16 protein-coding genes are annotated in these 25,112 nt (G+C 60.1%); 7 read left to right on the top strand and 9 right to left on the bottom strand.

Features of this window, described 5'->3' with window-relative positions; genetic code table 11:
* The first annotated feature begins 2 nt into the window (after positions 1–2).
* Positions 3–1,319, top strand: a complete 1,317-nt coding sequence (locus ACEN42_RS04015; protein WP_371880697.1) for an FAD-dependent oxidoreductase — start codon at positions 3–5, stop codon at positions 1,317–1,319.
* On the top strand, positions 1,316–2,056 hold the full coding sequence (locus tag ACEN42_RS04010) for an SDR family oxidoreductase (protein ID WP_371880696.1): 741 nt from the start codon (positions 1,316–1,318) through the stop codon (positions 2,054–2,056). Before ACEN42_RS04015 ends, ACEN42_RS04010 begins: the two co-directional genes overlap by 4 nt.
* A gap of 125 nt (positions 2,057–2,181) precedes the next feature.
* Here the strand turns inward: ACEN42_RS04010 and rfaD are convergent, their stop codons facing one another.
* A complete protein-coding gene (gene rfaD, locus ACEN42_RS04005; RefSeq protein ID WP_371880695.1) occupies positions 2,182–3,174 on the bottom strand; it encodes an ADP-glyceromanno-heptose 6-epimerase in 993 nt (330 codons plus the stop codon).
* 340 nt (positions 3,175–3,514) lie between these two features.
* Here rfaD and ACEN42_RS04000 point away from each other — a divergent pair, with 340 nt between their 5' ends.
* Both ACEN42_RS04000 and ACEN42_RS03995 read left to right on the top strand, forming a co-directional pair.
* Complete coding sequence (locus ACEN42_RS04000) at positions 3,515–4,660, top strand: AGE family epimerase/isomerase (RefSeq protein ID WP_371880694.1); 1,146 nt, start codon at positions 3,515–3,517, stop codon at positions 4,658–4,660.
* Positions 4,661–4,688: 28 nt separating this feature from the next.
* Positions 4,689–4,895 carry an adenylyl-sulfate kinase gene (locus ACEN42_RS03995; RefSeq protein WP_371880693.1) on the top strand — a complete coding sequence of 69 codons (207 nt, stop codon included), beginning with the start codon at positions 4,689–4,691 and terminating at the stop codon, positions 4,893–4,895.
* Positions 4,896–4,992: 97 nt separating this feature from the next.
* Here the strand turns inward: ACEN42_RS03995 and ACEN42_RS03990 are convergent, their stop codons facing one another.
* Positions 4,993–6,990, bottom strand: coding sequence for an acyltransferase family protein (locus tag ACEN42_RS03990; RefSeq protein ID WP_371880692.1), 1,998 nt, complete (start codon positions 6,988–6,990; stop codon positions 4,993–4,995).
* 423 nt (positions 6,991–7,413) lie between these two features.
* Between ACEN42_RS03990 and ACEN42_RS03985 the strand changes: the two genes are divergently transcribed.
* From ACEN42_RS03985 to ACEN42_RS03975, 3 genes are all read left to right on the top strand, one after another.
* On the top strand, positions 7,414–9,288 hold the full coding sequence (locus tag ACEN42_RS03985; protein ID WP_371880691.1) for a GtrA family protein: 1,875 nt from the start codon (positions 7,414–7,416) through the stop codon (positions 9,286–9,288).
* A gap of 247 nt (positions 9,289–9,535) precedes the next feature.
* Positions 9,536–11,017, top strand: a complete 1,482-nt coding sequence (locus tag ACEN42_RS03980) for an MBOAT family protein (protein WP_371880690.1) — start codon at positions 9,536–9,538, stop codon at positions 11,015–11,017.
* A gap of 4 nt (positions 11,018–11,021) precedes the next feature.
* A complete protein-coding gene (locus ACEN42_RS03975) occupies positions 11,022–12,641 on the top strand; it encodes an alginate O-acetyltransferase AlgX-related protein (protein ID WP_371880689.1) in 1,620 nt (539 codons plus the stop codon).
* Between the two features lie 163 nt (positions 12,642–12,804).
* Here ACEN42_RS03975 and ACEN42_RS03970 read toward each other — a convergent pair whose 3' ends face one another.
* The 7 genes from ACEN42_RS03970 to ACEN42_RS03940 all read right to left on the bottom strand — a co-directional run bounded on the left by ACEN42_RS03970 (position 12,805) and on the right by ACEN42_RS03940 (position 24,902).
* Positions 12,805–15,525, bottom strand: a complete 2,721-nt coding sequence (locus ACEN42_RS03970; protein WP_371880688.1) for a glycoside hydrolase family 99-like domain-containing protein — start codon at positions 15,523–15,525, stop codon at positions 12,805–12,807.
* A 68-nt stretch (positions 15,526–15,593) separates the two neighbouring features.
* Positions 15,594–16,931 carry an FkbM family methyltransferase gene (locus ACEN42_RS03965; RefSeq protein ID WP_371880687.1) on the bottom strand — a complete coding sequence of 446 codons (1,338 nt, stop codon included), beginning with the start codon at positions 16,929–16,931 and terminating at the stop codon, positions 15,594–15,596.
* Positions 16,932–17,196: 265 nt separating this feature from the next.
* Positions 17,197–18,087: a D-glycero-beta-D-manno-heptose-7-phosphate kinase gene (rfaE1, locus tag ACEN42_RS03960; protein ID WP_371881062.1), complete on the bottom strand. Its 891-nt coding sequence runs from the start codon at positions 18,085–18,087 to the stop codon at positions 17,197–17,199.
* Between the two features lie 200 nt (positions 18,088–18,287).
* On the bottom strand, positions 18,288–21,224 hold the full coding sequence (locus ACEN42_RS03955; RefSeq protein ID WP_371880686.1) for a glycosyltransferase: 2,937 nt from the start codon (positions 21,222–21,224) through the stop codon (positions 18,288–18,290).
* A complete protein-coding gene (locus tag ACEN42_RS03950) occupies positions 21,224–22,465 on the bottom strand; it encodes an ABC transporter ATP-binding protein (RefSeq protein WP_371880685.1) in 1,242 nt (413 codons plus the stop codon). The genes ACEN42_RS03955 and ACEN42_RS03950 overlap by 1 nt, the downstream gene beginning before the upstream one ends.
* Before the next feature lie 118 nt (positions 22,466–22,583).
* Positions 22,584–23,402: an ABC transporter permease gene (locus tag ACEN42_RS03945; RefSeq protein WP_371880684.1), complete on the bottom strand. Its 819-nt coding sequence runs from the start codon at positions 23,400–23,402 to the stop codon at positions 22,584–22,586.
* Positions 23,403–23,471: 69 nt separating this feature from the next.
* Entirely contained in the window at positions 23,472–24,902 is a 1,431-nt protein-coding gene (locus ACEN42_RS03940; RefSeq protein ID WP_371880683.1) for a mannose-1-phosphate guanylyltransferase/mannose-6-phosphate isomerase, read from the bottom strand.
* Positions 24,903–25,112: the final 210 nt, after the last annotated feature.

Here is a 25,112-nt window from a genome sequence, read left to right as displayed (position 1 = left end):
CGATGAGCGATCTGCTCTCCTGGGGCCGCTACCCGCATCTGCCGCAGACGGCGCACGCCGCCCACTGGCGCGACGAAGCGCAGGCGCGATGGCACGACGTGCAGAGCGCGCACGGCACGACGCTCGCATTCGGCAATGGCCGCAGTTACGGCGACGTCTGCCTCGCCAGTTCGAATCATGTGTTCCAGACGCTCGCGCTCGATCGCATCATCAGCGCCGACTGGACGCGCGGCATCGTGCGCGCGGAGCCAGGCATCACCTTCGAGCAGATTCTCGCGATCGCGGTGCCGCGCGGCTGGATGCTGCCGGTCACGCCGGGCACGAAGTACGTGACGCTCGGCGGCGCCATCGCCAACGATGTGCACGGCAAGAATCATCACGTGCGCGGCACGTTCGGGCGGCATGTGCGCGCGTTCGGCCTCGCGCGCAGCGACGGTACATTGATCGAATGCTCACCTGAATCGAACACCGAGCTCTTCAGCGCGACGATCGGTGGCCTCGGGCTCACCGGTCTCATCCTGTGGGCCGAGTTCTCGTTGATGCCGATCCGCACGAGTCTCATCGACGTGACGAGCATCCGCTTCGGCAAGCTCGACGAGTTCTTCGATCTGTCGGAGGAGTACGACGCGAAGCATGAATACTGCGTCGCGTGGGTCGATTGCGCGAGCCGCGGACCCGCGCTCGGACGCGGCATTTTCATGGCGGGCGATCATGCGATTCACGGCTCGCTCGATGTCGAGCAACGCAACAAGCGCCGCGTGCCGTTCACGCCGCCCGTGTCGCTCATCAACGGCCTCACGCTGCGCGCGTTCAACGAACTGTATTACCGCAAGCAGCGCAAGCCGATCGAGATTTCGCGCGTCGGCTATGACGGATATTTCTATCCGCTCGACAGCCTGCTCGAATGGAATCGCATCTACGGGCCGTCGGGATTTCAGCAGTATCAGTGCGTCGTGCCGGCGGCGAGCGCGCGCGATGCGGTCCGCGCGATGCTCGATCGCATTTCGTCGAGCGGCACGGGTTCGTTCCTCGCGGTGCTCAAGCGTTGCGGGAACATTCCATCGCCGGGATTGCTGTCGTTTCCGATGGAAGGCACGTCGCTCGCGCTCGACTTTCCGCAGCACGAAATGCGCAACTCGTCACTCTTCGGCGCGCTCGATACGATCGTGCGCGAAGACGGCGGACGCATCTATCCGGCCAAGGACGCGCACATGTCGGGCGCCGATTTTCGCGCCGCCTATCCTCGATGGCAGCAACTCGAATCGCTCCGCGATCCGGCGATGCTGTCGCATTTCTGGAAACGAATGACCGGCCTATGAAGAACATCGTCATCGTGGGCGCCACGTCCGCCATTGCCATCGCCTGCGCGCGCGAATGGGCGACCAAGGGCGCGCGCTTCTTTCTCGTCGCGCGCAATCAGGAGCGCATGGAGCAGGTCGCCGCCGATCTGACCGCGCGCGGGGCTGCTTCGGCGGCTGTACATCGGCTCGATATCGACAAGCTCGACGATCACGCCGCGATGCTCGCCGACTGCGCCGCACAGATGGATTCGATCGATATCGTGCTGGTCGCGTCGGGCACGCTGCCGGATCAGGCGGTCTGCCAGAACGATCCTGCCGTCGCGGTGCGCGAGTTTCATACCAATGCGCTCTCGCTGATCGCGCTGATTACGCCGATCGCCAATCGGCTCGAAGTGCAGCGGCATGGCACGCTGGCGGTGATTTCGTCGGTGGCGGGCGATCGCGGGCGGCCGTCGAATTATCTTTATGGCAGCGCGAAGGCAGCGTTGCAGGCGTTTCTCGAAGGCTTGCGCGCGCGGCTTTTCAAAGTGGGCGTGCATGTGGTCGATATCAAGCCCGGCTTCGTCGCCACGCCGATGACCGCGGGTCTGCCGCTGCCGGGACCGCTCGTCGCGACGCCGGAGAAGGTCGCGAAGGATATCGTGCGCGGGATCGAAAGGAAGAGGGATGTGCTTTATACGCCGTGGTTCTGGTGGGGCATCATGCTGATCATTCGCAATGTGCCTCGTTTTGTGTTTAAGCGGGCTTCGCTCTAGGAAACAGGCGGAACACGTAGCGCTTGTAGCCAATCGCGAAACCGATGCGAACGCCTGCGTAGCGCATTTCGGTCGCGGTCATAAGCGACTTGAAGCGACCACGCAGCACACATTCCTGCAGCAACTTACAGCTGGCCGAATAGCCAACGCACGTAACGATCGACGCCTTCCTGAACGGTCAGAAACGGCGCGTCGTAACCCGCCGCGCGCAGGCGCGACTGGTCCGCCTGAGTGAAGCACTGATATTTGCCGCGCAGTGCGTCGGGGAACGGAATGTACTCGATGAGCCCGCGCTGCACCAGTTCCGCGAGCGACAGCGAAACTTCGCCGTTGAGCGCGCGCAACGAGTTCACGACCGTCGACGCGATATCGTTGAACGGCTGGGCGCGTCCCGTGCCGAGATTGAAGATGCCCGACTTCTCCGGATGATCGAAGAAGAACAGGTTCACCTTCACGACATCTTCGACCGAGATGAAATCGCGCGTCTGTTCGCCGGCCGCGTAGCCGTTGTACTCGCCGAAAAGCTTGACCTTGCCTTCCGAGCGGAACTGGTTGAAGTTGTGGAACGCAACCGAGGCCATGCGGCCCTTGTGCGTCTCGCGCTGTCCGTACACGTTGAAGTAGCGAAAGCCGACGATCTGACTCTGCGCCTTCGGCAATACCTGACGCACGATCTGATCGAAAAGGAATTTCGAGTAACCGTAGACATTGAGCGGCTTCTCGACTTCGCGCTCCTCGACGAAGCGGCTCGACCCGCCATAAGTCGCCGCCGACGACGCGTACAGGAACTGCGCGCGCTGCGCGAGGCACGCATCCATTACGTCGCGGCTGTAGCGGAAGTTGTTGTCCATCATGTAGCGGCCGTCGGTTTCCATCGTGTCCGAACAGGCGCCTTCATGGAACACCGCGCGCACCTTCCCGAAATCGCCGCGTTTGAAGCGCTCGACGAACTCGGTTTTATCGAGGTAATCGTCGATCTCGCAATCGACCAGATTCTTGAACTTGTCGGCGCGCGTGAGATTGTCGACCGCGATCACGCGGTTCTCGCCACGTTCGTTGAGCGCCTTGACGATATTGCTGCCGATGAACCCGGCAGCACCGGTAACGATGATGGTCATGATGAAGTTGAGCCGAGTCAGTGGTGATAAAGCCGACGCTTATTCCCGAAGATCGAAATGCGATCGGCGCGACTGCGATAACCGGTCGGTCATCGCGATACATGCGCGACGGCGTGCGATTCGCCGCCGAACGAACGAACGAACGACGGCATTTTGGCATGCGGACGCCCTATTATGAAAATCGATGCCGCAATCGACGACACCTGAGAAACGGTGGAATCTGGTCTGGCGTTCCCACGCGCCTTTGCGCGGTTTTGCTATCCTTTCCGCTTTGCGCGGTTCCGGGCATCAACGAATGCCGTTACCTTGCATTCATCAGCTCACGACAACGTTTCATCGCATGGACAATCCGATCACTCACCTTCACGAGCGCGCCCGCGGTACACGACTGCCGTCCGAGTCCGGTAGCGCCGCCCTACGCGCACACTATCTGAACGTCGTGCTGCCGATATGGCGTTGCTCGGGCTTCAATGCGGCGTTGGGCCTGCCATTCGAAGCCGTCTCGCCGGAAGATCACATGCCGCTGCCGCCCAAGCGCTATCGCGCGATGGCCTGTGCGCGACAACTCTTCGTATTTTCAGATATCGGAGATCTGGCACATGCGGCGACGCTCTTTGCATCGTTGCGGCACTATTTTCATGATAGTCAGAACGGTGGATGGTTCTACAGCGTCGATGCAAATGGCGCTCCGCTCGAGCGCCAAAAAGATCTCTACACGCATGCTTTCATCGTATTTGCCTGTGCGCATTATGCGAGGATCTCGGACACGAAAGCGGCGTTTGATGTCGTAGATGACACCGCGAAGCTCATCGAAGCGCGTTTCGCCGCCGGCGATGGAGTGCTCAATGCCGTGGTCTCCGAGGACTTCTGTGTGACGCAAACCGGACCGCTGCAGAATCCCGTGATGCACTTGGCCGAAGCTTGGTTGGCCGCGCGCGAGGCGACCGGCGACGCGAGCTACGACATTCGCCTTGCCATGCTCTTGAAAAGCGTCGTCCGCACGTTCGTCGATGAGACCACGGGCTGCATCGCCGAATTGCCGATCGGCTCGGTGGACAACCGGATCGAACCAGGCCATCAGTTCGAATGGTTCTTCCTGTGCATGGGAAGCGGCAATCCGGCGTTCATCTCGACGGGTCTCGACCAACGGCTCGCACGCGCATTCGAATTCGCCGAGCGGCATGGCGTGGACGAACGAACGGGCGCAGTGTACGCCGCGCTGGACGAAAAGGGCTGTGTAATCGACGACACGCAGCGCATCTGGCCGCAGACCGAGTACTTGCGCGCGCTCGCGACGCGGGGCATCGCCGCGGATACCCTCGGCGCGCAAATCGAACGATACCGCGCACGATTCCTGCACGCGCGAGGCTGGGTGGAAAGCCGTTCCGCAGACGGCGCCATTTCGCGCGCCGATATGCCTTCGACCACTGCGTACCACCTTGCCACGGCTTACGCTTCGTTGTTCAAGGCTACTGACGAACAATGAGCCTGCATCGTCATGTCGAGAGTCCGGCGTGATCTCGCCGACCAGGGCTGGCCGCGAACTCGTGAGAGAGGTCATCGATGACGGCTTTCCGGAGATTTTCATAGACGCTCCCATCTTCGTCTGCAAATTTCGCAATCCGAAGCGACTCTACGAGCGGGTCCAGGCCGGCGCGATCAAGCAGTTCACAGGATTTCGCGCCTCTATGAGCCGCCGGCCAACCCGACGCTGCGACTAAAGAACCGACGAGTTGTCCATCGACGAGGAAGTCCAGAAACTCTTGAGACTTGTCGGCCGTTCCTTGCTGCCGGACTAGACAGCAACCCTACGTAACGCTACAGGCCGCGCCCAGCCATCTTCGCGAGAAGGTCGTCCGCCAACAGGCCGTTCGCGTAATCTGAGACGTGATCGCCGTAGCTGTAAAGGAATTTTCCGTCCTTGCTGATCGGGCACACGCCTTTCGGCATGTCGCACAGAACGGACGCCGGATCATAGACGAGCATATCGGGATGCATTTCCTGAAGCCGCATCACGAGCCGGCGATAGTCCGCCGTAACCTGCAGATGTTTCGTCAACGGAATCGAGCACAGGTCAGGCAGGCCGTGTCTGCTCCATTCGACGAATTGCCGGCCGCCGGGAACGGTTGCGATATGACGCACCACGCACTGCTTCGGATCCGGCAAGGTCGGATTGTCGATGACGAAAATGACACGCTTGCCCGCGGCCTCCAGTGCGCTGATCGAATTGCTCAGGCCGTCGAGCGCGCCTGTCGGATCGACGCGCCCGCCCGCTTTCTTCGCCAGCGCGATATGGTCGACGTCCCGCATTGCAGCCGCTATGACGACCGTCTGTATGTTGCGGTCAGCCACCATCGACCGAAGTGCGACCTCATTGGCGGACAGGCATTGATCGAGCCCGCGGCCGGAGCGCGGCGACCTCGCTTCGGCGACTCCCGTGAACGGAGCGCAAGAGGCCCGGGAAATCATGGCCCATCGCTTGCCTTCGGATGACTTGCGTAGCGGCCCCCAGTACAGCGCTTCTGTCTTGCTGTCGCCCCACATCACGATGTGCGGCCTTTCGCGTTTATCCTGGACGCAAATCCAGCGAGTTTCCTCGTCCTTCGGGACGCCGCATCCGCCTTCGATGTAGATGTGTCCATCACCGTGCACCGCCGTCGCTGGATCGGGACCGCCAACGTATTTATCGCCGAATGTCGTGGATTCGTACTTGTTCACCGCGGCCCCGCAGCCGCTTACGATCATCAGGGCGACACACGGAAGGGCGACGCTCACCGAGCGGGAGCGTGCGAACCGAACGGGCTTCTCGATGAACAGGTAAGTGGCCCAGGCCAATAGCACACTGACGATGACGAGGGTGAAGCGCATCTGCGGCGCCGGTGCCTGTCCAGTCAGAATCGTGGTGAACGAGAGCAATGGCCAGTGCCACAGATAGAGCGGATAGCTGATCTTGCCGATCCACACCATCGGCCTCAGCGAGAGCAAGTGGCGATTCACCAGACAGTCCGGTCCCGCCCAGATCAGCGCGACGGCGCCCGCAACCGGCAGTAGCGCCCACCAGCCGGGAAACACGCTCGCGGCGGTTATCAAACAGACCGCGCAAACGATGAGCGCGAGTCCCGCGCACGAAACCAGTTCTTTCGCCAGCCTTGCGCCCTGACTCTCCCGCTTCGAAAGAACCGCCAGAAGTCCGCCCGCCGCCAATTCCCAAAATCGACTGAATGGCGAATAGAATGCGGCGGCTGGATGGCTGTGAACCTGTTGCACATTGAACGCGAACGAAGCCAGGAAACAAATCGCGATAGCAGCGATGAGTACCGGTCGACGCTTGTACGCCAGCCTCAGAATCAGCGGCCAAACGATATAGAACTGTTCTTCGATACCAATCGACCACAAGTGAAGGAGAGGCTTGACTTCGGCCGCACGGTCGAAATAGCCAGTCTCGCCCCACAGCGCCAGATTGGCGACAAAAGCCGCCCCGGCCGCGATGTCCCAGCCGAGCTTTTGCAATTCGTCTTTGAACAGGCAAAACCAGCCGGCCAAGCAAACCGCAACAAGAACGATCGTCAGAGCGGGGAAGATTCTTCTGATGCGGCGTCCATAAAACCCACCAAGGCTGTAGCGGCCACCGGTGAGATCGGAAAGCAGGATGCCAGTAATCAGAAACCCCGAAATTACAAAAAATACATCCACACCGACGAATCCGCCCTTGAGAAGCGATGGAAACGCATGGAACGCGACAACTAAAATAACAGCAATGGCCCGAAGGCCGTCGATATCACCGCGATACTTGTGCTGCCCTGCCGCTCCGTGCATTGGACCCGTCGACATCTTTCGCTTGAACTCTCAGTAAGTCAGTTGCGAGGGGAATTTTTCGCGCGAGTATTACACAGAATTTCGGACGCGGGACGTATATGGGGAGTGTCACGCCGAACTGCTGATTCGCGGTGCCGCCCCGCGTTCACGCCACGGGTCCGTACTTATCGAATAGGGCGTCGCGTCTCGCCCAAACCACGCTCGAAGTTCCTCCCGGGAGAGTCGTCGTCCCGCTGTGATACATTACGCGCTTCCTTGTTGCCCGGTCGTTATGATCAGACGAAACCCGCGAATCGTAATCGCCGGAGTTGTCCTCCATGCACGTACCTGGCCGCATTCACCGACCGCATGTCCTACGCTGCCGCGAGCAATCATCAATCGAACGCGGACCGGCGGCAGCCCTGACAATTCGATCAAGCCCGCATGAATATCGCCGTCCTCTATACCCTCTTCGCGATCGTGGCTACCGTGTCGAATATCGCCACGCAAGCTGTGGTCGTTCGCATCGCTCCCGGTGCCTGGGCAATACCCGCTTCGATCGCGGTCGGCACGGTGGTCGGCCTGGTCGTTAAATATGCGCTCGACAAGCGCTGGATCTTTCGCTGGAAACCCCAGAGCGCGCGTCACAACGCCGGCACCTTCCTGCTCTATGCGTTCACCGGAGTCTTCACGACGGCGATCTTCTGGGGCTGCGAATTTCTTTTCTCGCAGTTATCCGGCAGCGAGGGCGTGCGCTATATCGGCGGAGTCATCGGCCTGGCCATCGGCTATGTGCTCAAGTATCAGATGGATCGCGTCTACGTCTTCGCGGAGGTACGTCATGCGAGGCTGGCCCAACGTGCGACCATCGGGCTCGTGGTCGCGCTGCTGACCCTGACGATCGGCAAAATGTTCCTCATCGTCGAATCTCCGCAGATGATAGCCCTATCGAACAACTGGGATTTCATTCGCGTTGAGAGCTGCATGGGGCTATGGCAAGAGTATGGCGACGGCACGCCCAAGACCGAGTCGCATTTGAGCGCCCCCGTGAATCGGCTGATTCTCGATCGTGACGTAAAGATGGATTCGTGCGTGATCTCGATCGACGACATTTATCCGTATGTCGCGACGCGCTTCAGGAAGACCGGCGCACGTGTCGACTTTCGGGTCATCGGCACCCTGAAGTTCGTATCCGTCCTGATCGCCCTGGCCATGCTCCTCAGGCTCGCCCGCGACGCCAGAAGCAAACTGATCGTGTCCGCCATGTTCTTTGCCTCGTTTGGCGACATGATCTATCTGCTTTACTTCAATACGCTTTACAACGAATTCTCGCAGTTCCTGGGCGCATTTCTTTGCGCGACAACGTTATGGTTGTTGTGGACCGGCAGCACACGGTCGGTGCGCGCGACAATTTACGCGCTGGGATCCGGCGCGGTCCTTCTCGGTCTGTCCAAACAACAGTATTCCGGTCTCGCCACGCTGTTCGCCCTGATCGGCGCGCTGCTCGTATTCGTGCGATTCCGGTATCGCCGACCAGCCGTCGTTCTCGCCGTCGTCGGTCTCGCCTGTCCGGTGATTTTTTCGGCGGTGAATCCTTCGGATTACGGCTTGCCGCAGGCGATCAAGATGGCGAACATCACCGACACGATTCTGGGCGAAGTCCTTCCGCATGCATCGAACCGTGAGCAGGCGCTGAAGCTTTTGCATATGCCGCCCGAATGCGAACAAGGGATTGGGAAGACGTGGTACACGCCAGGAATGCAGGCGAATCATCCGTGCCCTTCGTTGATCAACGCAAGTCGAATTCGTCTCATCCCGCTCTTCGCCTTGCAGCCTCAGACGTTCTTCGGGCCGATGTCCGATGGGCTCGAGCGCGCCTACCCGGTTCCTGAAGGCGCATACGGAATATTCGAGCGTCCGGGCACGGCCGACAGTCCGCGTTACAAGATCGCCAAATATACGTCGCTGACGACTTACGTGAACATGCTGCCTGCCGGTCCGTTCCGATGGATCATGATCGCCGCCATGCTCTTTGGCGTCGCAGCCGCCATTCGATGCCTCGTGACCATCAAGCGCACGGGCGCGAGCGCCGAATTGCTCGTCGCCATAGGCGGCGTAACTGTCCTCTACGCCATTGCTTCCTCGGTATTTGGCGACGGTGTGTCGGACCTGACGCGACATACCATCATGTGGCCGTTCGGCTTGAGTCTCATCCTGATTGGCACAGCAGTCGCCGCAACCGAGCTGCTGCGGAAATCGCTCGATAATCCGAAGGAAAATCAGCGCCTCACCCAAAGACACGATTCCGCAACGATGTAGGCATGCCTCAGGGACGCGCGGAACATTCGCGCATCCCGCAGGACAAGGTCTGGGCACGCGCATGCGCAAGTCCACCTTGCAAATCGTTGCGACAATTTTTCGACAGGCCGACAGCCGCGAGGGCAGCGCCAGCGGATCCGGCGATCACAGGCAAGTTAAGACGGCTTCGAATCTGATTCGCGGTCGATCTGCCTGCTGCCTAGAGCAAGCCTGATCAGCCTGACGCCCTCATTTTCAGGGAAACACCGTGGTTTTCAGTTCCGCAATCTTCCTGTACGTGTTCCTGCCCATCACGCTGGCGCTGTACTACGCTCTCGCGCACAGACTCAAGAACATCCTGCTTCTGGCCGCCAGTCTGCTCTTTTACGCATGGGGCGATCCGCGCCATCTGCCCGTGATGGTCGGCTCCATCCTGTTCAACTGGTTCGTTGCACTGCTGATAGCGCGCGCCCCGTCCAGAAAACTGCAGTTCGCCATCTTGAGCGGCGGCGTGGCAACGAATCTGCTGTTTCTTGTGTTCTACAAATATTCTTTCTTTCTATCGGCGAACCTGGACTCGCTCGTCGGGCATCTCTTCGGCGCACATGCAAAGGTTTATCAGGTCGCGTTGCCGATCGGGATTTCGTTTTTTACATTCCACTCCATTTCTTATATAGTCGACGTCTATCGCAAAGACGCCGAAGCGCTCGCCAGCCCGCTCGACATGGGCGTGTACATCTCCCTGTTTCCGCAACTGATCGCCGGGCCGATCATTCGCTACCATGACATCGCCGAGCAGATTCTCCATCGTCGCAATACGCTTGAGCGCTTCAGTTCGGGCGTCGAGCGTTTCGCATTCGGCCTAGGAAAGAAGGTACTGATTGCGAACGTTCTCGGTCAGGTCGCCGACCAGGTGTTCGCCATTCCGCAGCATCAGATTTCGCCATCCATGGCGTGGTTCGGCATTGTTTGCTACACGCTGCAGATCTATTTCGACTTCTCGGGCTATTCGGATATGGCGATCGGACTTGCCCGCATGTTCGGCTTCGAATTGACCGAGAACTTCAACTACCCGTACATTGCCGCGTCAGTGCGAGAGTTCTGGCGGAGATGGCATATCTCGCTGTCCACATGGTTTCGGGATTATCTTTATATTCCGCTGGGCGGCAATCGCGCATCGTCCTTGCGTGTCAGCCTCAACCTCGTAACGGTCTTTCTGCTGTGCGGTCTGTGGCATGGCGCGAGCTGGAACTTTGTGATCTGGGGTGCGTTTCACGGCTCGCTGCTCGTGCTGGAGCGAACCGCCTTCGGAAGACGGCTGGACGCCCTTCCGCGATATATCGGACACACCTATACGATCCTGATGGTCATGATCGGATGGGTCTTTTTCCGGGCCGAGACACTCGGGTTCGCGTGCGCCTATATTGGCGCGCTCTTTGGCTTTACCGATGCTCACGGACTCGGGCCGCAAGTGGGCTTCTACTTCAACGCGCAGGTTCTTTCGACAATCGTCCTTGGCGGGATCCTATCCACACCCATCGCAATTTCGCTTGCCCGCGACTGGAACAATCGGCGCTTTCCCTCTCACGCGAACGAGCCGCTCCCTGCAGCCGTTCTTTCATACTCGTCGGCCCTAGGCGATCAAGGTATCTACTATATTCGCGTGGTCGTAACACTTTTCATTCTTGTGATCTGTGCCTCGGAACTAGCGGCCGGAACGTATAACCCCTTCATCTACTTCCGCTTCTAAGACGATGCGAACCAGGAACGCGGCCAATCTCATTCTGACGACGGTGTTCATTGCGGCAATCTCCGCGCCGCTACTCGGACTGTGGTCCGCCGACGAGAGCAACTCCGAGCAACGCAATCTTGCCAAATTTCCGTCGGCCGATCTGAGCGCCAGCGGCGTGGCGAATTTTCCAAAAGATTTTGACGCGTACGTCAATGACCGATTCGGCTTCCGCAATGAGTTGCTCAGTCTGCATAGCCAACTAATGTATCGGCTGTACCATCTTTCCGGTACCTCGCAGGTCATCGCGGGGCACGGAGACTGGCTATTCATCTCCGATGTCGGGAGCAAACCCGACATCGAACGACGAGCGCAGTTCACGGACGCGGAACTCAAGGACTGGGTCGAAAGCCTGAAACAGCGGTATTCCTGGCTGGCAAGCAAAGGAGTTCCCTACCGTTTCCTCGTGGGCCCGGACAAAAACACGATTTATCCGGAGTACCTCCCGGATCGCGTAAAAGGCCAGGGAATGTCGCGCGTGGAGAGTCTCGAACATGCGCTGGGAGACCAGCCGTTCTTCATCGATCCTACCCGGTCTCTACTCGCTCACAAGGCAGCAGCGCCGTTCGATCTGTACTTCCACACGGATACTCATTGGACTCAGTACGGCGCCTACGTCGGCTACCGGTCGCTGATGAAATCGCTGGATCCTTCCCGGCGCTTCTCCTACGACGATACTTCGTTCGAGTCGATTCCCGCTCTGGCCGCCACGGCCAACACGGGAACCGATATGTCGAAAATGATCCGCGTTGTGAAGACCGAACCGAGACAGGCTCCTGTCGAGACGCTTCCCGAGGAGTGCACCGAGCATCGTCAGGCCTTGTGGCCACTTGGCTTCTCGCTGCCTGACTATCCGCGCTCGATGTTCTCGACTCATTGTCCAGGCAAGCCGGGCACCGTTCTGGTTTTCCGTGACTCTTACTTCACGTCGATCGTGCCTTATCTTTCCCAGAACTACGGACGAGTCATTTACGCGTGGGTCATTCCAGACTCGAGTCTGCTGGCTAAGATGGTGCAGCAGGAGCGGCCATCGCTCGTGATCGAGGAGCGGGTGGAACGGTCGATGTATGCGGTGCCGAAGCCCGATCTTCCAGCGACGCTCGCCTCTCTTTCCGATCAACGCGAGTTTACGACCTACGAGAAGAACCTTCACCTGCGAATGAACGCGTTCCTGGGCGCGAATGTTCGCGTCGAAACGACACCTGAAGGTGTTCGGTTCATCGATGCGAACCGAGTCCTGGCTAAGACTGCTGCACGATCCAGCGCGAATGGCAACGTCGATTCCGTAGCGACGACCTCGTCCAACATTACGTACACCGGTTGGACTGCCTTGCGCGAGAAGAAACAGCTTGCGCAGTTCATCGTTGCGACGTCGGGAGACCAGGTGATCTACGTCGCTCCGGCCCAGAATTTCGAGAGACGCGATGTCGCAATGGCCCTGGATGAAGACTGGCTCCAACGTTCGGGCTTCGTTGTCGAGATCCCCCGCGAGTTCGCCCGCTCCGATCTCCGGCTCTACGCAGTGAACGGCGACGACGCATCCGCGATCAGCATGCCCGTCAACGCCACAGCAAAGGTGCAATGAGACGGCCACGACGGCCGGTGCAGCGTCACCGGCATTCATCGCCGCAGTAGTGCGTGCGACATCGTGCACCGGCGAAACGGAATACGAGGCGTGCTCTCGCACGCCTCGTATCTCTCCGGCGCCGTGCCTGCCGTCCTCACGAAGTCAGGCACCCCGGCATCGATCAGCTTAAACCACGCAGAATCCTGGCACGGATACGGCTTTTGAGCGAAGGCGCGGCTGGCGGCGGACCTGAAGGCGGCTCCGCGTTCCGCGCTGCCGCGTTCTTTGCCGCATGCAACGACGCTTTCAGCCCTTCACGATCCCGCCACAGCGCGGCCGATTGCAAACGTGCGGCTTGCAGGATGCGGAACGCGCCCTCGTCCTTCTCACGTTGAATCCGATTCAACAAGGCGAGCGCGCGCGCTTCGTCAGTGTCGCCACCGATGGAAAGCACCGTCTTGACGTCGTCGATGGCTGTGCGCGTCTCTTCGAGATATCGTCGGCCGTGGCGTCCGTCAGGTTCAAGGTAAGTCCCCTCGCACCACTCGTTCCACGAATGCAGGAAGACGATCCGCTCCTCGTCGGGATAGCGGTCGTAAGTGTCGAGCATCGCTTGGGACAGCCACAACTTGTATGCGTCGCCGCCCGTGTTCACGTGAACGATCGCACGTGAGCCGTAGCGTGCTGTGTTGTCCCAGGGCAGCATGACGGTCCGGAACCGTCGATACTCGGGAAAGGGCCGACTCATATGGAACTTGGCGAATTTCTCGTAATCCACAATCCGGCCCGTAAAATCTTCGCCTAGGCTGGGGAAATCCGCGTTCGCACTAAGGACTTCTTGCGGAATCACGTTGGACGGAATTTCGTAACTGGCATCGAAGCCAAGTTGCCGAGGCTGAACGGGCTCGCCGGTCCAGTCGTCAACCATGACCAGGTACACGCCCGGGAAGCCATGTCTGGCCACTTCGTCGCGCCAGATTTCCGTGGTTGCCAGAATGTCCGGGAACAGGTGAGCCTTGTAAATCATCAGCAGCGGCTTGCCGTTCACCTTTGTATAGCGATCGTCCTCGAACAGAGGCAACAGTTCGCGGATGAAGGCAAGGTCATCTTCCCGCGAATGCTGCTGCGCGATGATCACCTCGTTATTGCCGCCATCCCACCGCTTGCTCCAGTTCTCGTTGGCCCAAAGGAAAAAGAACGGCATCTTCAGGTCCGACTGAATGTAGTTCTCGATCGGCTTATAGAGAAGCTTCTTCCCGTGAAAATAGTAGTAGTAAAAGCAGAAACCCGTTATGCCATGCTGCAACGCGAGATCGACCTGCTGCCGCATGACCTCGAAAGCGCGCAAGTCATAGTAGCCAAGTTCACCCGGGATCTTCGGCTGGTAATGCCCATCGAACAGCGGCTTTGCCTTGATGACGTTATTCCACTCCGTGAACCCCGCGCCGTGCGCCCAGTCGTTCTCCGCGATCGGATGGAACTGCGGCAGGTAAAACGCGAATGTACGGGGAACGCCCTCCGGCACGCGGTCCTTGAGCATCAATGGCGCAGGCGGTTGCTCCAGCACGGCGGAAATACCTGGCTTATCCTCCGCGTAGACCGATTTGGGCTCGATCCACTTGTCGAACGATTGCAGGCTGGCAGAAAGGTGATTGGTGCGTTGCGCCTCACGGCCTTCCTTCTCGCCGAAACGGATGTAGTGGAGCAAAGGATTGAGGCCGGCATCAGCGACGTCCGGGTAGCGCTTGAGGTAGCCGGCCGCGTCGAAATCCGGTCCCGGAAGATAGCCCAACGGACCGCCCACAGAGAAATAATGCTCGGCGGGATCGAGACCCGAGGCCTCCGCATCGGGATGATGGAGGATATACCACGCGGCGTCGAACATGGACGATTCGCGCAGGGTGTTAAGTTCGCCCGCGTCGACATCAACGGCAACAAACGCGCTGGACCGCGAGGTGCCGGCAGCCGCGACCGGCTCCGCTCGCCGTTCGGCAGGCGCCCGCTGGCTCAGAACGTTGCTTACATATCTCGTAGCGTCGATGACCTCGTCGAGCGAGAGCTGCCGTGCGGGTCCCAGCAGATTGCGCACCAGCTTGAGCTCCGGTGCTTCGCTGCCATAGAGACCGGTATAGGGCGTGTACTGACGGAACGCGCCCATCCGTCCGAGCAGGACGACGCCCGGCGTCAGCACCGCGTTCGCGAGATGCGCGGGACCGCTGTCCACGCCAATGAAGAAGCGCGCCCGCCGGATAACTTCCGCCGTCTCGAGAATGCTTGTCTTGTTGAGCAGGTTCATCGCGAAACCGTTGAGCGGAGACGACTGTTCACCCTTGCTGACGCCGATCTCGACGACCTCGAGCTTCAGATCGTTCCTGATCCATTGCACAAGCGACTGCCAGTTTCTGCCGGTCCAGTCCTTCTCCAGATTGTTCGACTCCCGGTGGATGACGCAGTATTCCATTGGCAGATGCAGTGCATCTACGGCGACCTTTTGCGCGTCGCTCAAATAGAGGCGCGGCGCGGCCGACAGTTTCGGCAGGCCCGCGCCAACGCTGAACGCTTCCAGCAGCGCGCCGTAGTCAAGCCATTCGTAGGCGTTAATGAACGGATTGCCGTGCTCCTTGATCAGCGGAATGCGGCAATGCGAGCACAGACGGTAATTGACGTGAAGATCGATGATCTGATCGTAAGAACCATGTCGCGAGATCTTGATCCAGTCAGTCAGGCAATCGACCGCGACGGTCTCATCCACGTAGGGGTTCGAGTCGATCAGGTCCCGATAGGATCGGTTGACCACCCACGACAACTGGCAATTCGGATACTTGAGTTTCAGATATCGCGCGACTGGCTCGCACGCCACGATATCGCCGATATGCTCAACCAAACCAATGGCAATCCTCATCCTCACCTCGTGAATCATTTTTGTAGCGCGCGGCCATCGACCGTGGCGCGCGGTGTTTCAAAAGCCGCTCACGCACGCTTCCCGCGTATCAGTCGGCTGATTGCCCGCAATGGGGCCGTGAAACGCCAGCTCATCGAGCGACGCATTCCCTCGACGGCCGCTTCAGCCCTATCCGCGCGCTCACGCATCTCGCGCACCGCCTCTGTCATCCGGTGCACCTGGTTGCGCAACGCGTCCGATTCCATGCGAAGCTGTTCCAGCGATGCATCGGACTCCGTGCGAAGCTGTTCCAGCGACGCATCGGACTCCAAGCGAAGCCGTTCCACTCTGCGCTCCGCGACTGATTTCGCCTGCTCATGCTCCTCGCGCAGCGATTCGAGTGCGGTCCGCAGCGACTCATGCTCGCTTCGCAGGTCGTCCAGCGCGCGTTGCCTCTCATCGCACACCTGACGAATCAGGCGCGCCTCTTCCAGGCACATCAGACCGCCCGAGCGGGAAGCCGCGCCCTTTCGCAGGACTTCATGCTCGTATTGCGGCTTGTTCAGCAACGCCAGCGCAAGATCGTCCGCCGTTTCGATGTCGATGAGCAGTTCGCACGAACGCAACGCGTAGTCGGCGAAGGGATCATGGGCTGAATCCTCCACGGCGACCAGCGCCACTTCGCGCGCGCCGTCGAAGATGTTGACCGGATCACGCCGAAAATTATCTTCGTTGAACGCCCGTACCACGTGCGCGCGGACGCGATACCCGAAGGATCGCAGCACAGCGACGCTGCGCAGCCCGTCTTCCAGCGAATTGCATTCCGCGTAGATGACGGGTTTGCATCGCTGAACGGTGCGGCGTACACCGGATAGTACGACCTCCTCCATGCCCTCGACGTCAATTTTGATCAGCGAGCATGACGAGACGTTCAGATCGTCGATGGCAAGCGCATGAACGGCGAGCTCGTCGCGTCCGGCGAGCGTGTCATTTCCTGTCTGGCGCGTGACATCGCGCAATGACGCGCTTCCATAGCTGGCGGGTGAGGCAATGTCGATGGAAGGAATCACCTCTTCTCTTGCGCTCGACGACGCGATTGCGTTCTCGAGCCGCACGTTGTGCAAGCCATTCGCCGCGACGTTGCGCTGCAGCAGCTGGAAGCTGCGAGCCTGGGGCTCCACGGAGACGACGTGCCCGCTCGTTCCCACGTGCCGGGCAAATGCAAGGCTGTGCGTGCCGATGAAGGCGCCGACGTCGATTACCGTGTCCCCTTCCCTGACGACCGAGAGTACGAAGCTCAGTTCGTTCTCGGCCCACTCGCCATAGTTCCTCAGCGACTGACTGATCGCACCTGTGTCGTTCGCAAAAAACGTCACGGACCCGTGACGGGTCGATACTGTCTCAAACAGTTCTTCCGAATAACTCACACCTATCCTTAAGTCTGACCGACTGATTTGAGCTCATACGCATGTGCGCGGAGACCCATCGGCGAATTGCCCTGCAGCCGCCATGCGACAGGCGCGCTTCGCTAGAGGGAACGATGCCGGCTGCATTGACTGCGTTCTGCTGTGGTGCGCTTGTTGGGGTGGCCGGCACGCCCGATCAGCGCTCCCGCACCCACCGCCGACGAGGCGCAAAAAATCCCCGCAACGTCGGACAAAAGTCCTGATGGACGCCCGTCGCCTAACAGGTTCAAGCCCTCAGGGGCGTATCAGGGAACAACTCTGAATACTCGACGGTTGCTGTACCAATCTTGCCCACTACGATACCAGCGGCACGATTGGCATGCCGCACGGCGGACGCGAGAGACACGCCTGCGCCGATCATTGCCGCAAGCGTAGCGATGACGGTGTCGCCAGCGCCCGAAACATCATACACTTCACGCGCAACGGCCGGCTCATGCACGGCGCCCGCGTCGGTGTAGAGCGTCATGCCTTCTTCCGAGCGCGTCAGCAGCAGCGCCTCGAGGTCGAGCGCCGCGCGCAGTCGCTCGACACGATCACGAAGATCGTCCTCGGAGCTCCAGCGGCCGACGACCTGCATCAGCTCCGCCCGGTTCGGCGTGATGAGCGAAGCGCCGCGATAGCGTTCCCAGTCGTCGCCTTTAGGGTCGATGAGAACGGGCTTCTTCGCTGCCCGCGCGCTTTCGATCATCTTCGTGACATGCGTCAGACCCCCTTTCGCGTAGTCCGAAAGCAGCACGACATTGTGCCCGGGCAAGAGCGCTTCGAATTTCGTGAGTCCGGCCAGGAGCGCCTCGTGCGTCGGCCATTTCTCGAAATCGACCCGCAACAGTTGCTGCTGGCGTGAAAGGACACGGAGTTTGATCGTGGTAGGCAAGTCGGCATCGCGCTCGATGTGCGACTCGACCGCACTTTGCTCCAGCAACTCGATGATGCGCTCGGCCGCTTCGTCGTCGCCGATAACGCACAGCAAGCCGGCACGCGCGCCCAGAGCCGCTGCGTTGCGCGCAACGTTCGCGGCCGCGCCCAAGCGGTCCTCGGTCCGTTGCACGAGCACGACGGGAACCGGCGCTTCCGGCGAAATGCGGTTGACGTCGCCGAACCAGTAGCGGTCGAGCATGACGTCGCCGACGACGAGTACGCGGGCCGCGCGCAAAGCGTCGCGTTCCACGACAATGCTCGAGCGGTTCGCCGCTTCGGTATGTGAAGAATGAGTATTCAAAGCGATCGAAGCAGGGAAGTATCAACGCACAGACGACTATGCGAAAAGACCTAGCATTATAGTCGATGCCTGCTCGTCCAGAAGGTGCCGGACGAATGTCAACGCCTACGGCGCAAGCGCCTGACGAGACGCCGGCCTTGATGGGCCGCGGGTCTCACGCCCGGTACGGCAAGCACCCGGTCTACTACCCGCTCCACCACCGCACCGACGCGTTTGGACGCGGTCGGAGGCACAAAAGCCGCCGTCGATGCCATTGACAGTTGATCCAGCGCCCGCATGCGTTCGACCAGCGCGTCGTACGACACGGTCGCACGAGCCTGTTCGAGCGCATTAAAGACCTCCCGCGCGGAACGATCCCAGCCTCCACGCTCGCCCGGGGCCGCCGGCGCCTTCCAGCCCGGATCGCTGCGCTGCAGGTCGTCGATCAACTCGTCGGTCGTACAGTAATAGCGGATGTTGTCCGCACCCTTGATCGCCGGCGCCAGTTCGCGATACAGCGCCGAGTCGCGCACGAAGATGGGCCGCTCGCGGGCAAGCGCATGCAGGATCGGGAAGCCGAAGCCTTCGTAGTGGCTCGGGAAGATCACCGCTTCAGCGTCGACATAGAAACGCTCGAACACCTCGTTCGACAGATTTCCGCTTTCCGCGCATTTGACGTTCGCATGCGCCGGCGCCCCTTCGCCGTAACCCACCGCCATGATGGTGCGATCCGGGAACGCCGACGCGACGGCGTCGGCCGTCTGACGGACGAACTTGTGACTGAAGTGATTGCCGATGATGAAGATATGCGGCGCGACGCCCGCGGCGTGCGCGGCGGGTTGCGCGTACTCTGTCACGTCCAGCGAATGCCTCGATACCCGCCGGAGCACACGCGATCCCAGTCTGAATCGGCTGCTAATGCGTTCGAGCGTGTAGCGCGAATTTGTGAACAGCACGTCGATATGTCCGAACACGTACCGCCATATGTTGTGGTCGAACGTGAGGGAGAGGTAACCGCAATCGTACGAGATCGTGTCCAGCATGAATATGCCGACCACGGGGGCACGCTCGATCAACCGCGTGACCGAGTGAGTATCGAACGGCTGTCCGACGCGGACGATGGCTGACACTTTCGCGTTGCCGTCGTGTACGTCCAAACGCTCGACGTTGCCCAGTTTGTCCAGTTGATGGAATTTCCACGCCACCGCGTCCATGTACACGGCGATACGACAGTGTTTCGGCCAGCAACGGACTGCCGCCTCGAGCAATCTGATACCCGATTCGAAAGTACCATTGAAGAACGGGCCGAACGTCGAGAAGTCGAACGCGAACGTAAGGCTTCCGTTACGCGGCTCGACGTATTCCAGCAGCACCTCGGCGCGGTATTCCGGCGATGAGAAGTATCTGTGGATCATCGGCAGATATTCGGGATATCGCGACTGGAGGATCGGTGCATTCTTCGCTTCGCGTGCTTCTTTGGCACGCGCCGACTGCGCAAACGACTGCTCGCCCTGGTGCCACACGAATGCATGATTCGCCAGCACCGCCCGGTAACCACAGCGGCTGCCGCGCATCACGAGATCGTTCTCTTCGTTGTAGCCGGTACCGAAAACCGGATCGAAAAAACCCAGCTCGCTGAACACTGCCCATTTGATGAGCAGGCAGAACCCGACCGCCGTCGGGACGTACGAAAAACGCGGAAGCATGGACGAGCACCGGACGAAATCCGCGTAGCCGTCATGCATCGGCACATCGCCGTCGAGGGATGAATGCGGAAGCGTCGCAAGCGTGGCGTTATTGCTGCGCGGCGAGACGAAACCGAACATCGTGTCGAGCCGCGCGACCTGAATCATTTCACTCAGCGCGCCCGGAAACACGACCGTGTCCGAGTTCAGCAGAATGATGTCGGCGTGCGCCGCTTTCGCATCGGCGAAGGCTCGGTTGCACGTGCCGATGAACCCGAGGTTCGACGGATTCTCGACGATCGTCAGTTCGACTTCGCCGTCGTCGAAACGGCACGCGCTCAATGCGGCCCGCAACGGTGCGTAGTCGGGGCTGTCGTTGTAGAAGAAGACCTTCGCGCCCAGTTCGCGCAGTTCGCTCGACAACCGCTTCAGCGATTGAAATACCTGTGCGACCAACTCTTCCTTCTTGTAGAACGGCACGACGACATGAACCGCATCCGCGATACATGGCGTCCCGACAGCCGCGACCGGATCGGCGTCCGGCGCCACGAGCGCTTCCCGCAAGGAGGCGCGCGGACCTTCGGCTGGCTGCCCTGCCGCCAGCCCCGCGTCCACGGCAGCGCCCGGCTTGACGGAAACGCTGCCGGACATCGACGTTTTTTCGTGGGAGAGCGACTGAAGATGATGAGCAGTGTCCACGCGCTGCAGATCGCGTAAATCGAAGGCATCCGCCCGCTCGGCCGGCAGTAGCAGCAGCATGGCCTGTGCGCGGTCGCCGTAGACGTTGATCGTCGAACGGCGATAGTTGTCCGGGTTGAAAAGGTAGTCCGCGCAACCGAACGCCAGGTAGTCTGACAACGCCGGCCGCGCATCGAGGACAGCCGCCGCTGCGGCCCCCGTCGCGACGATCACGGGACGATGCGCACCAGGCACGGCGAACATCGCACCGCGCAGCCGGGCGGCGGCCGAAGCGTCGTCAAGCACGAGCAGATCGGCAGTCGGCAGCAGGGAAACAATGACGGGATCGGCATGCGTTGCATCAGTGCCGTCCGCATACTCGTGCACGGTAACGATGTCGGCCAGGTGGTTATGCTCGACGTTGGCACGCAGCGCGGCGCGCTTCAATGCGTCCGGCTCGAAGGCATGCACGTGCCCCGCGCCGCGCGTGAGGCGGGCGTATGCGACCGAGTGCGCGCCGATCGACGCGCCGGCCTCCACGACCACGCTCCCGACCCTCACGAACTTGCGCATCAGCGCGAATCGACGCTCGGCCCATTCACCGTAGTGGCGCAACGCTTCGGATTGTTCGTCGTCCTCGGGAACCGGCTGGAAGTAGCCGTACTTGCACTGAATCATCGCGTTTTTAACCATCAGTTGACATCGAACGATACGGACAGGGAGGGTGCGCCGAACGTGCCGTGAACGAGATTCGTCCCCAGTGCTGTCAGCACCATCACGTCGTGCATCAGATGATGCTGCACATGATCGCTGCCGGGGCCTTCCGCGAACGCGACGTCGATCGAATATTCGCCGCGTATCAGCGACGGGAAACGCATCTTGAACACTGCCTGCACCTGGGCGCCCGCTTCGATGCGAATGGCCCGGTCACGAAGATAGCTGTCCGTGCTCTCCGCGATGAGCTTCTGCGCCTTGTTGTCCTTTAAAACGAAGCCGATGGCGGGATACGCCATGTTCTTGGTCACTGTCGCACGTATCACGAGGCGCACCTGATCCTCGGAGTGAAACTCGCTGAGCGTGTTTCCGTCTTCGTCCTCGAAATGAGCGGCGACGATCTGCGCCCCGCCGAGGCCGAAACTGTCGCCGTCTTTTCGGAATGCCGACGCGTGATACGCAACGTGAGGCACGGTATCAAGCGCATAGCGCGTGACGTTGCGATTCGCGTCCGCGACCGCCGGCCTCGACAGCATCGGCTGACCGATGCCCGCGTCCGATCCATTCGGCTGCCCGGTTTCGCTCGTCAGCGATGCGGCCTTCTCTGAGTAGAGATCGCGCAGGTAGACCTTGGCGATTTCCTTAGGCGTGCCCGTCTGATAGGTGTACCGGTCACCCTCGCGTCGCAGGAGAATTGCCGATTCACATAGCGCATTGACGGCGCTCATGTCGTGACTGACGAACAGCAACGTGCCGCCCTTGTCCTTGAAGTCCAGCAGAAAGCGCATGCACTTCTGCTGGAAAAAGGCATCGCCGACACTCAATGCTTCATCGACGATGAGAATATCCGCATCCACATGCGCGATGACCGCAAACGCGAGCCGCACGAACATGCCGCTCGAATAGGTCTTGACGGGCTGATTGACGTAGTCGCCGATGCCCGCAAAAGTCACGATCGCTTCGAAACGCTGATCGATCTGCTCACGCGTCAGCCCATGCAGCGAGGCGGACAGATAGACATTCTCCCGGCCGGTGAACTCCGGGTTGAATCCGGCGCCGAGTTCCAGCAGCGCAGCCACCCGGCCACGCACGTCGATGCGCCCGTCGGTCGGCGTGAGCGTGCCACAGATCATCTGCAGAAGCGTCGACTTGCCCGCGCCGTTTCGTCCGATGATCGCGACGGTCTTGCCGCGTTCGACTGCGAATGATACGTCGCGCACCGCCCAGAACTCGCGGAAGTAGATTCGCCTGCCGCGCGCGAGCATTTGCAGGAGACGGTCCAGGGGCCTGTCGTAAATGTGATAACACTTACTTAGGTTTTCGACTGTGATCGCAAAATCAAAGGACATCTGCAAAGCCTTTACGAGTCCGCTCGAACCACGAGTAACCCAACCAGACGATAACGACGGACATAATTAGAACTGGGAAAAAAAGTTCGGGCGTGATGCCCTGGTGCCACATCAAGACCCGTCGCACCTGTTCGATGATCGGCACCAGCGGATTCAGTTCCGCGAGCGAACGAAACCTTGCCGGGATCGCATCGGCTGGATAGAAGATTGGTGTCATGAACATGAGCACGGTCGTAACGAGACCTGTGATCTGCGCGGTGTCGCGAATGAACACGCCCAGCGCAGAAAAAAACCAGGCGATGCCGAGCGCCAGCAGTACCAGAGGAATCAGGGCAACGGGAAACAGCAGCACCGTAACCGAGGGAACACCGATAGCGATCAGGTAAAACGCGAGCCACACAAGAAAGCTGACGAAAAGATGAAACAGCGATACCGCCACCGTGACGCAGGGTAGAATCTCGAGCGGAAAAACCACGCGCTTCACGTAGTTGGTATTCGAAAGGATGAGGGTCGGTGCCCGGTTCAGACATTCGGCGAACATATTGAAGACAAGCAGGCCGGAAAACAGGACGAGCGCAAACTCTGCTCTGGAACCTGTGCCGCCCGGCCAGCGAGACTGAAAGATGAGCCCGAACACGAACGTGTACACGGCCAGCATGAGGATGGGTTGAACGATCGACCAGAAGAGCCCGAGTACGGAGCCGCGGTAACGACCGAGCACTTCACGGACGGTCAGAGCCAGGATCAGTCGACGGTGCACTATGAGAGACCGCAACATCCTCTGCGGAGACGAAAGTAGATTCAGCATGTCACCTTGAATGACTGATGGCATGCGACGCGCAATTTCGCGCCGCATTCGATGACGCGACAGCAGCGGTCAACTGAACTGCACGCGACCGTAATTGTCTTGCAGACGGACGATATCGTCCTCGCCCAGATACGAGCCCGACTGCACTTCAATCATTTCCAGCGGCACCTTGCCAGGGTTTTCGAGGCGATGCGGTGTGCCGAGGGGAATGTAAGTCGATTGATTTTCGGACAGCAAGATGATGTCTTCGCCGTTGACCACGCGCGCCGTGCCGCTCACGACGATCCAGTGCTCAGCGCGGTGATAATGCAACTGCAGAGACAGCGAGGCGCCCGGATTCACCACGATACGTTTCACCTGGAAGCGATCGCCGCGATCCACGCCCTCATAGCTGCCCCACGGCCGATACACCTTGCGATGCGTCTGGCCTTCCGACCGTCCTTGCGCTTTCAGTTGCTCGACGACTTTCTTGACATCGTCCGCAGCGTCCTTCGCGGCGATCATGATGGCGTCCGCCGTTTCGACCACGATCAGATTGTCGACGCCGACAACGGACACCATTCGATGCTCGCTGCGCACGAAGGTATCGCGCGTGTTCAACGCGACGACATCGCCGGAGAACGTATTACCCTGTGCATCGCGTTCGCTTATTTCGGCGAGTGCGCTCCAAGTCCCGATGTCACTCCATCCGAGATCAGCTGCTTCGACCACGACCGAATGCTGCGTGTGCTCCATGACCATGTAGTCGATGGAGTCCGAGCGTGCGGCCGAGAAGCTCTCCGGATCCAGACGCAGGAAGTCGAGATCCTGTCGCGACTTGCCGACCGCTTCCTTCACATGCGCGAGCACATCCGGCGCGAACTTTTCGAGTTCGCTCAGGTAGGCGTCGGCCCGGAAAAGAAACATGCCACTGTTCCAGTAATGATCGCCGTTCGCGACGAATTGCTCCGCGCGCTCGAGGTTCGGCTTTTCCACGAACGCCGCGACGCGGTACGCCGAGTCTGCGTCGATAAGAGCTTCGCCGCGACGGATATAGCCGTAGCTCGTGCGCGGACCAGTCGGCCGGATGCCGAAAGTGACCAATTCACCGGCCGCCGCCTGCGTCAGTCCGCGTTGAATCGCTTCGCGGAAACGCTCCTTATGAAGGATGACGTGATCGGCGGGTAACACGAGCAGCGTCGCGTCAGGGTCCTGCCGAAGCGCGATCAGCGCCGCCGCCGAGATTGCCGGTCCCGTATTTCGACCGACGGGCTCCAACACGACGCGCGCGCCGTCGAACGCAAGTTGCCGCAACTGCTCCGCCACGAGAAACCGCTGTTCGTCGTTTGCAATGACGATGGGCGCCGCAACCTGCTCGAGGCCATCCAGACGCTTCACTGTCTGCTGAAGCAATGAAGACTCCCCATACAGATTCAAGAACTGCTTTGGGTAGCCGCTGCGAGACAGCGGCCACATGCGTGTGCCCGAGCCGCCGCAAAGCACAACTGGAGTAATCATCATACCTGTACTCAAAATTTATTCGCTCTTCCTTCCGCGCATGCCCAGGCTGAAACGCCAGGTGGCAAAGGTATAATTATCGCATGCGGGAAGAGTCGTGCGGCCGCGGCGGGTACGCATGCCAAATGCAGGACACCGACGCCATCGCCAACACGGTTCGCAACCGCCGCGGCAGTCACCGCATCCTTTCCGCAGATATCCAGTGTTGTCGCG

The organism is Caballeronia sp. S22, assembly GCF_964261745.1.
Lineage (GTDB): Bacteria > Pseudomonadota > Gammaproteobacteria > Burkholderiales > Burkholderiaceae > Caballeronia > Caballeronia jiangsuensis.
Note: the sequence above shows the minus strand (reverse complement) of the source record. Positions and strands in the feature narration are given on the sequence as shown.